The organism is Pseudomonas sp. 58 R 3, assembly GCF_900006605.1.
GTDB lineage: Bacteria > Pseudomonadota > Gammaproteobacteria > Pseudomonadales > Pseudomonadaceae > Aquipseudomonas > Aquipseudomonas salomonii.
This window is the reverse complement of sequence record NZ_CVTT01000040.1, coordinates 1-11,475: the sequence shown is the minus strand read 5'-3', so window position 1 is coordinate 11,475 and position 11,475 is coordinate 1. Positions and strand designations below refer to the sequence as shown.

The following is an 11,475-nucleotide window of genomic DNA, read 5'->3' as shown; positions in this document are numbered from 1 at the left end:
ATTTAGCTCAAAAAGGTGCGTCATGCAGCCCTTCGTTATCGCTCCATCGATTCTCTCCGCCGACTTCGCCCGCCTGGGTGAGGAAGTGGACAAGGTATTGGCCGCCGGTGCCGACTTCGTGCACTTCGATGTCATGGACAACCACTATGTGCCCAACCTGACCATCGGCCCGATGGTCTGCGCGGCGCTGCGCAAGTACGGCATCACTGCGCCGATCGATGCGCACCTGATGGTCAGCCCGGTGGATCGCATCGTCGGTGACTTCATCGAGGCCGGCGCCACCTACATCACCTTCCACCCGGAAGCCACGCTGCACGTCGACCGCACCCTGCAGCTGATCCGCGAAGGCGGTTGCAAGGCCGGCCTGGTGTTCAACCCGGCCACGCCGTTGAGCGTGCTGGAGTACGTGATGGACAAGGTCGACATGGTCTTGCTGATGAGCGTCAACCCAGGCTTCGGCGGGCAGAAGTTCATTCCCGGTACGCTGAACAAGCTGCGCGAAGCCCGTGCGCTGATCGATGCGTCGGGCCGTGATATCCGCCTGGAAATCGACGGTGGGGTCAACGTCAACAATATCCGCGAAATCGCCGCCGCCGGCGCTGACACCTTTGTGGCCGGCTCGGCGATCTTCAACGCTCCCAACTACCAGGAAGTCATCGACAAGATGCGGGCCGAACTGGCGCTGGCGCGTCCATGAGCGGTTTTGAGCAGCTGTTCCCCGGCAAACTGCCACGGCTGGTGATGTTCGATCTGGACGGTACGTTGATCGATTCGGTGCCAGACCTGGCGGCGGCGGTGGACGAGATGCTGCTCAAGCTGGGGCGCAAGCCTGCGGGCATCGAGTCGGTGCGTGAGTGGGTCGGCAATGGCGCGCAGATGCTGGTGCGCCGGGCCCTGGCCAACCACATCGATGCCCAAGGTGTGGATGAGGTCGAGGCCGAGCACGCCCTGGAACTGTTCAATGTTGCCTATGAAAGCAGTCATGAACTGACCGTGGTTTACCCCGGCGTGCGTGACACGCTCAAGTGGCTGCACAAGCAAGGCGTGGAGATGGCACTGATCACCAACAAGCCGGAGCGTTTTGTCGCGCCGCTGTTGGACCAGATGAAAATCGGCCGGTATTTCCGCTGGATCATCGGCGGCGACACCTTGCCGCAGAAAAAGCCTGACCCGGCGGCGCTGTTCTTTGTGATGAAAATGGCCAATATTCCGGCCTCGCAATCGTTGTTTGTCGGCGATTCGCGCAGTGATGTGCTGGCCGCCAAAGCTGCTGGCGTGCAGTGTGTGGCGCTGAGCTACGGCTACAATCACGGCCGACCGATCGCCGAGGAATCGCCGGCGCTGGTGATTGATGATCTGCGACTGCTAATCCCCGGTTGCTTGGGAGCGGGCGCTGAGATAACGTTGCCCGACATCGAATCAACCCCTTCTGGAAATTCCATCGTGGTGGTCACTCGCAAACTCTGGATGAAAGTCATCAAGGCCCTGGCCCGCTGGCGTTGGCGCGCCTGACTGATCCTGGCCGCGCTGCGGCACGTTTGCACACCTGACCGTTTGACCCTCAAGCCACGAGGCACCTCATGATCCGCGAAGAATTCCTGCGTTTGGCCGCTGCCGGCTATAACCGTATCCCCTTGGCCTGCGAAACCCTGGCCGACTTCGATACGCCACTGTCGATCTACCTCAAACTGGCCGACAGGCCCAATTCCTACCTGCTCGAATCGGTGCAGGGCGGCGAAAAGTGGGGCCGTTACTCGATCATTGGCTTGCCGTGCCGCACCGTGCTGCGTGTGCATGACCATCATGTGAGCATTACCCATGATGGCGTCGAGATCGAAAGCCATGACGTGGAAGACCCGCTGGCGTTCGTCGAAACCTTCAAGGCGCGCTACAACGTGCCGACCATTCCCGGCCTGCCGCGTTTTAACGGTGGCCTGGTGGGGTATTTCGGCTACGACTGCGTGCGCTACGTGGAAAAACGCCTGGGCAAATGCCCGAACCCGGACCCGCTGGGCGTGCCGGACATTCTGCTGATGGTCTCCGACGCGGTGGTGGTGTTCGACAACCTCGCCGGCAAGATGCACGCGATAGTTCTCGCCGACCCGGCCCAGGCGGATGCCTTCGAGCAAGGCCAGGCCAGCCTTGAGGCATTGCTGGAAAAACTGCGTCAGCCGATCAACCCACGTCGTGGCCTGGACCTCAGCCGTCCGCCAGCTGCCGACCCGATCTTTCGTTCAAGCTTTACCCAGGATGACTACGAGCGCGCAGTCGACACCATCAAGGAGTACATCCTTGCCGGTGACTGCATGCAGGTGGTGCCGTCGCAACGCATGTCCATCGACTTCAAGGCCGCGCCGATCGATCTGTACCGCGCGCTGCGGTGCTTCAACCCGACGCCGTACATGTACTTCTTCAACTTCGGCGACTTCCACGTGGTGGGCAGTTCGCCGGAAGTGCTGGTGCGGGTCGAAGACAACCTGATCACCGTGCGCCCGATCGCCGGCACGCGCCCGCGTGGCGCAACCGAAGAAGCCGACCTGGCGCTGGAAGAAGACCTGCTGAGCGACGACAAGGAAATTGCCGAACACTTGATGCTGATCGACCTGGGCCGCAACGACACTGGGCGGGTGTCGGAAATCGGTTCGGTGAAGCTCACCGAGAAGATGGTCATCGAGCGATATTCCAACGTGATGCACATTGTGTCCAACGTCACCGGCGAGCTGAAAGCCGGGTTAACCGCGATGGACGCACTGCGGGCGATTCTGCCGGCGGGCACCTTGTCGGGCGCGCCGAAGATTCGCGCGATGGAGATCATCGACGAACTGGAGCCGGTTAAACGCGGTGTGTATGGCGGCGCCGTGGGGTATTTCGCCTGGAACGGCAATATGGACACCGCGATCGCGATCCGCACCGCCGTGATCAAGGACGGCGAGCTGCATGTGCAGGCGGGAGGCGGGATTGTGGCCGACTCGGTGCCGGCCCTGGAATGGGAAGAAACCCTGAACAAACGCCGCGCGATGTTCCGGGCCGTGGCGTTGGCCGAGCAAACGCCGCAAGCTTGAGATTAGATGTAAATCAAAATGTGGGAGCGGGCTTGCTCGCGAATGCGGAGTGTCAGTCACTGAATGTGTAACTGATAGACCGCATTCACGAGCAAGCCCGCTCCCACAGTTGTTTTGTGGGGCGTTTCAGATCCGCTTAGAAATCCAGACTCACCCCCACATTGACCCCTTGCTGGGTAAAGCTGTCATCCTTCCTCACGTTATACGCCGCCCGTAGCGCCAGCTCCTGAGTCAGCTTGTGGCTGACGCCCAGACTCAATCGGTCCGAATTGCTGCGCGGCGTATAGCCGTCCAGCTTGAAGTCGATGCCTGGCACGCTGTTGAGCGACATCTTTACCTTCTGGGTGTCGTTTTCGAACTCATGCTCGTGGGCCACTTCGCCAAACACTTGGGTTTGCGGCGTAATCCGGTAGCTGCCCTGCAGGCCGACGCCCAGGCGTTTGGAGTCGCGTTGCTGGTCATCGAAGGTCAGCGCGGTGGAGCGGTTGTCCTTTTCCGAATAGCCATCGACTTCGACCCGCGAATAGTCGGCGCTGATGAACGGTGACAAATGCCAATCGCTGCCGGCGCCGGCAATGTCATAGCCCAGGCGGCCGCTCAAGGCCCAGAGCCAGCCGTCGGTGTCGCCTTTTTCGGAGCCTTCGCTGACGCCCAGGGCGAACTTGCGCTTGAGGCTGTCGAAGTCCAGCTTGCCGCCGGTCAACGCCGCATCGGCCCACCAGTGGTTTTGCTGATATTGGGCGAAAGCGGTGCCCATGTAGCTGTTGAGCGTGTAGTCCGAGTCGCGGGCGCCGACTTCGAGTGTCTGGCGATACAAGCCGGCGGCCACGCCGACGCGCCAGTTTTCGTCGAGGCGATAGCTGCCGCCGAGGTTCACGTTGTAGCCGCTGCCGTCGCCGCTGGCCGAACTGCGTTGATCATCAAAGTCCAAATGCTGACCTCCACCGGCGACAATCGCGCGCCATTGGCCGACGGCCTGCCAGTTGCGATTGTCGGCTTGCCACTGGTTGCGCAGCTCATCCTGATGGGCGCGCAAGGTGCCTTGGGCCATCTCCGGCAGTAAGGTCACTTCCCACGGCGCGGCGAGCAGCGAGTAGGCGTAGTCGGCGATCAATTGTTGCCCGGCGATGGTGGGGTGAACCGAGTCGTTATAGATCAGCTTGGTCGGGTCCGGGGTGGCGCCGCCAATGCCATAAACCGGGTTGGCGGTGCAGCCGTTGCCGCTGAAGCAGGTGCCGGTGAGGTTTTGCCCGGTGGCCAGGCCAAAGCGCCCAGGGTTGGCGAAGGATTCATTGAGCAGTAACGGGATGTTCAGCGGGATGACCTGGGCGTCGATTTGCGACAGGCGCTGCACCAGTGCCTGGTTGAAAATGCTGCTCAGGGCCGAGCTGGCGCCTTGCGCGGGCGTGCCGTTGATGGCGGGCGTCAGGCCCAGGTCGGGCAGCATCCACACCATGATGTAGCGTGCGCCGGCCTGTTGCAGGGCCTGGGCGCTGTCCGCCAGGCGCCCGCCGGCGGCCACGGCCTGGCCTGGGCTGAGGACGCGCCCTTGCAGGAAGTCATTGCCGCCGCCAGACAGAAAATACAACGCGTTCGGGTCGGCCCGCCCGCCGTTTGCCGGCAGATAACCCTGACGGCTGCGCAGTACGGTGCCACCCCCGGCGTTGCCGGGCGGGATCGCCGCCTTGGAGACCGAAGTGATGGAGTCCAGGATATTGTCGGTACGGTAGCCGCCGACCGCCCAGTTATTGCCATCGGGCAAACCTTGGGCGGCGCGTACCGGCGAGGTGGAGGCATTCAGGTCGTTGGGTGCCACGCCCAGCCTGGCCCCCAACAGCGTGGATGACACCAGGCCGTAATCGCCCTGGAATGTCGGACCGGTGCGGTTGGTAAAGCGCAAGGTGGCGCCGGCCGAGCCATCGGGGAACTGGCCGGCGTCGGCCAGGCTGTCGCCGAACACGACCATGGTTGAGTAAGGTGAAGGTGCTGCAAACGCCTGCGCGCAGGCCAGTGACAGGAGGCAGCCGGCAATGGGCGCAAAAAACGGTGGTCTGAGCATGCGAAATTCCATTTAGTTGTTTTTGTGTCGGAAGCGAAACACTAGCAATGTAGTGAGGGTTTTCTTCGAAGAAAACAGTTTTTTCTTACAAATACTCGGTGGTGACCCCCGGAATCGCTGCGCCATATTGCACCGCTGGCGAGGCTACGTTACTGTGCCTGAACGTATGAATGAGACCCTCCCCGTGTTGATCATCAGCAAACTCTTGATGCGAGTAGTCAAGGCACACGCCCGTTGGCGTTGGCGCGCCTGACATTTTTCTCTGCCGGCCCGGCCGGACCTGTACCGATTTGCCTTCTTCACCCTTTGTTTGACGCCCCTTGCCGGCTCACCCTGGCAACCGGAACGTGCGTCTGGCAGCGGGACACGCTCTTGGAAGGCGGTCATTCGAAATCAGTGAATTCAAGAGGTTTGAACCCACATGTTGCTGATGATTGATAACTACGATTCCTTTACCTACAACGTTGTGCAGTACCTGGGCGAGCTGGGTGCCGAGGTCAAGGTGGTGCGCAACGACGAGCTGACGGTCGCCGAAATCGCCGCTCTGAACCCGGAGCGCATCGTGGTTTCGCCTGGCCCCTGCACGCCGACTGAAGCGGGCATCTCGCTGGAAGCCATCCAGTATTTCGCCGGTAAATTGCCGATCCTGGGCGTGTGCCTGGGTCACCAGTCCATCGGCCAGGCGTTTGGGGGCGACGTGGTGCGTGCACGCCAGGTGATGCACGGCAAGACCAGCCCGGTGTTCCATAAAGACCTCGGCGTTTTCCATGGCCTTAACCTGCCGGTGACGGTCACCCGCTACCACTCGTTGGTGGTCAAGCGTGAAACCCTGCCCGAGTGCCTGGAACTGACCGCCTGGACCCAGCTGGAAGACGGCTCGGTCGACGAGATCATGGGCCTGCGCCACAAAACACTGAATATCGAAGGGGTGCAATTTCACCCCGAATCAATCCTGACCGAGCAGGGCTACGAGCTGTTCGCTAACTTTCTCAAGCAGAGCGGCGGCACGCGCTAAGGACTTTCCATGGATATCAAGACTGCCCTGGGCCGTATCGTCGGCCATCTGGACCTGAGCACCGCTGAAATGAGCGATGTGATGCGCGAGATCATGACCGGCCAATGCACTGACGCACAGATCGGCGCGTTCATGATGGCGATGCGTATGAAGAGCGAGAGCATCGACGAAATCGTCGGCGCGGTGTCGGTGATGCGTGAGCTGGCCGACAAGGTTGAGCTCAAGACCCTCGACGGCGTGGTCGATGTGGTCGGTACCGGTGGCGACGGTGCGAATATTTTCAACGTGTCGACGGCTTCCTCCTTTGTGGTGGCGGCAGCCGGTTGCACGGTGGCCAAACACGGTAACCGCGCGGTGTCGGGTAAAAGCGGCAGCGCCGACTTGCTGGAGGCGGCCGGGATTTATCTGAACCTGACGCCGGTGCAAGTGGCGCGGTGCATCGACAGCGTGGGCATTGGCTTCATGTTTGCCCAGTCCCACCATGGCGCCATGAAACACGCCGCCGGCCCGCGTAAGGATCTTGGCCTGCGCACCCTGTTCAACATGCTCGGCCCGCTTACGAATCCGGCTGGGGTGAAACATCAGGTGGTTGGTGTGTTCAGCCAGGCGCTGTGCCGGCCGTTGGCTGAAGTGCTGCAGCGTCTGGGCAGCAAGCACGTGCTGGTGGTGCATTCCAAAGATGGCCTGGACGAATTCAGCCTGGCAGCGCCGACCTTCGTGGCGGAGCTGAAGAATGACCAGGTCACCGAATATTGGGTCGAGCCCGAAGACCTCGGCATGAAAAGCCAAAGCTTGCATGGCTTGGCGGTGGAAAGCCCGGCGGCCTCGCTGGAGTTGATCCGTGATGCCTTGGGGCGCCGCAAGACGGAAAACGGTCAAAAAGCCGCAGAAATGATTGTTCTGAATGCTGGCGCGGCACTTTACGCGGCGGACCATGCCTATAGCCTTAAGGAAGGTGTCGCTTTGGCCCACGATGCGCTGCACACCGGTCTGGCTCGCGAAAAGCTCGAAGAGCTGGGAGCCTTTACTGCTGTGTTCAAAATGGAGAATGAAGGATGAGTGTCCCGACCGTTCTGGAAAAAATCCTCGCGCGCAAGGCTGAAGAAGTCGCCGAGCGCCGCGCCCGTGTGAGCCTGGCTGAGCTTGAGGCCCAGGCGAAAATTGCCGACGCGCCGCGCGGCTTTGCCAATGCGCTGATCAAGCAGGCTAAGGAAAAGCAGCCTGCCGTCATTGCCGAGATCAAGAAAGCTTCGCCCAGCAAGGGCGTGATTCGCGAAGTTTTCATTCCTGAAGACATTGCCAAGAGCTATGAGAAGGGCGGCGCAACTTGCCTGTCCGTATTGACCGATATCGACTTCTTCCAGGGTTCCGACCTGTTCCTGCAACAAGCCCGCGCGGCGTGCAAGTTGCCGGTGATCCGCAAGGATTTCATGGTTGACCCGTACCAGATCGTCGAGGCCCGTGCCTTGGGCGCCGATTGCGTGCTGCTGATCGTCTCCGCGCTGGATGACGTGAAGATGGCCGAACTGGCGGCCGTGGCCAAAAGCGTCGGCCTTGACGTACTGGTGGAAGTACACGACGGTGATGAGCTGGAGCGTGCGCTGAAAACCCTCGACACACCGCTGGTGGGGGTTAACAACCGTAACCTGCACACCTTTGAAGTCAGCCTGGAAAATACCCTGGACCTGTTGCCGCGTATTCCACGTGACCGCTTGGTGATTACCGAGAGCGGCATCGTCAACCGCGCCGACGTAGAGCTGATGGAAATCAGCGGTGTGTTTTCATTTCTGGTGGGTGAGACCTTTATGCGCGCCGAGAACCCAGGGGCGGAATTGCAGCGCCTGTTCTTCCCGGAGCGTGGTGTGGCGGTGAGCGGTTCGACCCTCGACTGACTTGAAATACGGTAAAAATGTGGAAGCCAGCTCCCACATCTGGTTTGGTGTTTGTTCAGATGACAGGTGTTCGATGATTGAGCCGGTGTCGATGACAGTTGAAGCAGGGCTTGCCGCCGAGCAAGACTTGCTGGCGGCCGTTTGCGCCGGTGAACAGGCATTCGGGCTACTGTTCTGGCAGCCAAATGATCAGGCTTTGGTGATGCCGCGCCGTTTGAGCCGCTTGCCGGCTTTTGACGCTGCCAGCCAAGTTTCGGCTGCTGCCGGTTGGCCGGTGTTGCTGCGCGAAACCGGCGGAGAGCCGGTGCCGCAGTCGGCCGCCACGGTCAATATCGCACTGGTTTACGCGCCACCGCGTAGCGAGGGCGATCAGGGCCGCATCGAAACCGGCTATCAGCGTTTGTGCCAGCCGATCTGTGATTTGCTGATTGAGTTGGGCGGTGACGCTTCTGTTGGCGAAATCGACGGCGCCTTCTGCGACGGTCGCTACAACGTCAACCTTAACGGCCGAAAGATGGTTGGTACTGCCCAGCGTTGGCGGCAAAGCGGCGGCCGCCCGGTGGGATTGGTGCACGGTGCATTGTTGCTGGATAACGACCGTGAGGAATTGATTGCGGCGGTCAATCGCTTCAATCGAGCCTGCGGCCTCGACCAGCGGGTGCGTGCCGACAGCCATATCGCGCTACACGAAGCCTTTCCCGCACCGGATGCCATCACCCGATTGGACGCGTTGTACCGTCAGATGCTGGCCGGATTCCTGCCCGCTTAACGCGTACCGAACACCACCATCGTCTTGCCTTTGACGTGTACCAGGTTGCGTTCTTCCAGGTCCTTGAGCACACGACCGACCATTTCCCGCGAGCACCCGACGATGCGTCCGATCTCCTGGCGCGTGACCTTGATCTGCATGCCGTCCGGGTGAGTCATGGCGTCGGGCTGTTTGCACAGTTCCAGCAAGCAGCGGGCCACGCGGCCGGTGACATCAAAGAACGCCAGGTCACCCACTTTGCGCGTGGTGTCGCGCAGGCGTTGGGCAATCTGCCCGCTCAAGGCGTAGAGGATGTCGGGATCATGCTGGGCCAGTTCGCGAAACTTGGCATAGCTGATCTCGGCAACTTCGCATTCCACCTTGGCCCGCACCCAGGCACTGCGCTCCTGCTCTTTGCCCGCTTGTTCAAACAGCCCCAGCTCACCGAAGAAATCCCCGGTATTGAGGTACGCGATGATCATTTCGCGGCCGTCTTCATCTTCGATCAGGATGGTGACCGAACCCTTGATAATGAAGAACAGTGTTTCGGAGCGTTCGCCCGCGCAAATGATGTTGTGCTTAACCGGGTAACGCCGGCGCTGGCAGTGCATCAACAATTTGTCGAGGTTCTTGATCTTGGGTGTGGGAGCAAGAGCAACCATGGTTGTATCCCGAAAAGACTGCACGGTGTGGTTGGAATTATTTTTATCCAGCGGTAATGGCATTGATACACGCTGCAAAAAGGATGGCAATACGCCATTGAATTGGCGCCAGCTTAACAGACACATTCTGCCTCGATTAAGGAATTTAGCGGGCAAACGTTTTCATTGATCGTTTTCATGCTGGGCGCTGCGGTTTCAAGACCCTGTGCTAAGCTGGCGACCCTTTTTTAGCAGTGGAGTCTGGGCGATGAAGGCACGCATCCAATGGGCGGGCGAGGCCATGTTTCTCGGTGAGTCGGGCAGTGGCCATGTAGTGGTTATGGATGGCCCTCCGGACGCCGGTGGCCGTAACCTGGGTGTACGCCCGATGGAAATGCTCCTGCTCGGTGTCGGCGGTTGCAGCAATTTCGATGTGGTCAGCATCTTGAAGAAGTCCCGCCAGGCCGTCGAAAGCTGCGAAGCCTTCCTGGAAGCCGAGCGCGCCACTGAAGACCCCAAGGTGTTTACCAGGATCCACATGCATTTTGTGGTCAAGGGCCGGGCGTTGAAGGAAGCTCAGGTCAAGCGTGCCATCGAGCTGTCGGCCGAGAAGTATTGCTCGGCATCGATCATGCTCGGCGCCGCCGGTGTGGCCATCACCCATGATTACGAGATTATCGAGCTGGGTTGATTGCGAGTCGCCAATAAAAAAGGGCGCCCTTGAGGGCGCCCTTTTTCGTGCGGCTGTCCCGTCCTGAATAAGGTTTACACCTTCTGACCCAATCTCAGGAAGGCGTAATGAATTCAGGAAAAAGGCGCAGTCAGCGTGACTACTCGCTGACCTTTAAATTGTCAGTCGTCGATCAGGTCGAAAAAGGCGAGTTGAGTTATAAAGAGGCTCAAGAGCGCTACGGCATCCAGGGCAAATCTACGGTGTTGAACTGGCTACGCAGGCATGGTCGACAGAACTGGAGTCAAAGCGCGTCCATTCGTACCAAGAGATCCCGTTCCATGGATGAGCCCGACAAGCCGCTGACGCCCGAACAGCGAATCAAAGAGCTTGAAGAGCAACTCGCTCAAGCCAATCAGAAAGCTCAGTTTTTCGAAGCCGTTGTTGATGTACTCAAGAATGACTTTGGTGTCTCTGTCGTAAAAAAGCGATCCGGCAAGCCCTCTCCCAAAGGAAAGTCCAAGACCTGAGTATCAGCCGGGCTTGCCAGTTCATCGGGATATCCCGCCAGGCATATTACAAACGCATTCGAGCATGTAATGCTCGAGCCCTCCAGGCTCAGAAGGTTATGGGGTTCGTGCACGAAAAGCGCCTCAGACAACCTAGGCTTGGAACCCGAAAGCTTCATAACCTCATGCATAGCGAGCCCGAAGCCCCGGTAAAGGTTGGTCGAGACTGCCTTTTCGACATTTTGCGGGATCGCAGAGAGTTGGTTCCTCGAAAGCGGGCCTATCACAAAACGACAAACAGTCATCATCGCTTTCACAGGCACCCCAACCTGCTCAAAGAAGGGCCATCACAGGTAGTTGCTACGGCGCCAGAACAAGTTTGGGTAGCCGATATCACCTACTTGCCCACTCAAACGGGCGTGGCCTATCTGAGCTTGGTGACTGACGCCTACTCTCGGAAGATCGTGGGGCATCATGTTCACGAAAGCTTGCACACGGAGTCTGTGATTCAGGCATTCAGTAAAGCCCTCAAGTGCAGAAAAACAGAGCAAAACCTTGTTCATCACTCAGATCGAGGCATCCAATACTGCTCCGAGCTTTATCAGCGGCTGCATGTAAAGCACGGTATCCGGTGTTCTATGACCGATGGTTACGACTGCTACCAAAATGCTTTGGCCGAACGAGTGAACGGGATTTTGAAAACCGAGTTTCTCTTGCATCGGCCCAAAGATGCGGCTGAAGCCGCGCGAATGGTGGATCAATCCGTGCATATCTATAACAGTGAGCGGCCACATCTATCGCTGAAATACAAAACGCCCGATGCGGTGCATCGGGCGTTTTGAGGCTGAAATAGGTGTAAACCTATGTCAGGACTGGACA

The 11,475-nt window shown here is 59.3% G+C and carries 11 protein-coding genes; 9 read left to right on the top strand and 2 right to left on the bottom strand.

Annotated features, from left to right (window positions below):
- Positions 1–22 precede the first annotated feature (22 nt).
- From rpe to trpE, 3 genes are all read left to right on the top strand, one after another.
- Entirely contained in the window at positions 23–697 is a 675-nt protein-coding gene (gene rpe, locus BFP92_RS10055) for a ribulose-phosphate 3-epimerase (RefSeq protein ID WP_017138077.1), read from the top strand.
- Positions 694–1,512, top strand: a complete 819-nt coding sequence (locus tag BFP92_RS10050; protein ID WP_058420485.1) for a phosphoglycolate phosphatase — start codon at positions 694–696, stop codon at positions 1,510–1,512. Before rpe ends, BFP92_RS10050 begins: the two co-directional genes overlap by 4 nt.
- A gap of 68 nt (positions 1,513–1,580) precedes the next feature.
- Positions 1,581–3,062 (top strand): anthranilate synthase component I, encoded by a 1,482-nt coding sequence (gene trpE, locus BFP92_RS10045; protein WP_065929373.1) that lies wholly within the window; start codon positions 1,581–1,583, stop codon positions 3,060–3,062.
- Between the two features lie 136 nt (positions 3,063–3,198).
- Here trpE and estP read toward each other — a convergent pair whose 3' ends face one another.
- The gene (estP, locus tag BFP92_RS10040; protein WP_065929372.1) at positions 3,199–5,121 is read right to left on the bottom strand and encodes an esterase EstP; all 1,923 of its coding nucleotides are present in this window, start codon (positions 5,119–5,121) and stop codon (positions 3,199–3,201) included.
- 421 nt (positions 5,122–5,542) lie between these two features.
- Here estP and BFP92_RS10035 point away from each other — a divergent pair, with 421 nt between their 5' ends.
- The 4 genes from BFP92_RS10035 to BFP92_RS10020 all read left to right on the top strand — a co-directional run bounded on the left by BFP92_RS10035 (position 5,543) and on the right by BFP92_RS10020 (position 8,797).
- Positions 5,543–6,136, top strand: coding sequence for an aminodeoxychorismate/anthranilate synthase component II (locus tag BFP92_RS10035; protein WP_053258301.1), 594 nt, complete (start codon positions 5,543–5,545; stop codon positions 6,134–6,136).
- Positions 6,137–6,145: 9 nt separating this feature from the next.
- Complete coding sequence (gene trpD, locus BFP92_RS10030) at positions 6,146–7,195, top strand: anthranilate phosphoribosyltransferase (protein WP_065929371.1); 1,050 nt, start codon at positions 6,146–6,148, stop codon at positions 7,193–7,195.
- Positions 7,192–8,028 carry an indole-3-glycerol phosphate synthase TrpC gene (gene trpC, locus BFP92_RS10025; RefSeq protein ID WP_065929370.1) on the top strand — a complete coding sequence of 279 codons (837 nt, stop codon included), beginning with the start codon at positions 7,192–7,194 and terminating at the stop codon, positions 8,026–8,028. Before trpD ends, trpC begins: the two co-directional genes overlap by 4 nt.
- A 73-nt stretch (positions 8,029–8,101) precedes the next feature.
- Positions 8,102–8,797, top strand: coding sequence for a lipoate--protein ligase family protein (locus tag BFP92_RS10020; RefSeq protein WP_065929369.1), 696 nt, complete (start codon positions 8,102–8,104; stop codon positions 8,795–8,797).
- Here the strand turns inward: BFP92_RS10020 and crp are convergent.
- Entirely contained in the window at positions 8,794–9,438 is a 645-nt protein-coding gene (crp, locus tag BFP92_RS10015; protein ID WP_056857865.1) for a cAMP-activated global transcriptional regulator CRP, read from the bottom strand. The genes BFP92_RS10020 and crp overlap by 4 nt on opposite strands.
- A 247-nt stretch (positions 9,439–9,685) precedes the next feature.
- Between crp and BFP92_RS10010 the strand changes: the two genes are divergently transcribed.
- Both BFP92_RS10010 and BFP92_RS10000 read left to right on the top strand, forming a co-directional pair.
- Positions 9,686–10,108, top strand: a complete 423-nt coding sequence (locus BFP92_RS10010; protein ID WP_056857866.1) for an OsmC family protein — start codon at positions 9,686–9,688, stop codon at positions 10,106–10,108.
- Between the two features lie 107 nt (positions 10,109–10,215).
- A protein-coding gene (locus tag BFP92_RS10000) for an IS3 family transposase (protein ID WP_122527355.1) occupies positions 10,216–11,438 on the top strand; the annotation gives its coding sequence in 2 pieces (ribosomal slippage) (positions 10,216–10,567 and positions 10,567–11,438; 1,224 coding nt in all).
- Positions 11,439–11,475: the final 37 nt, after the last annotated feature.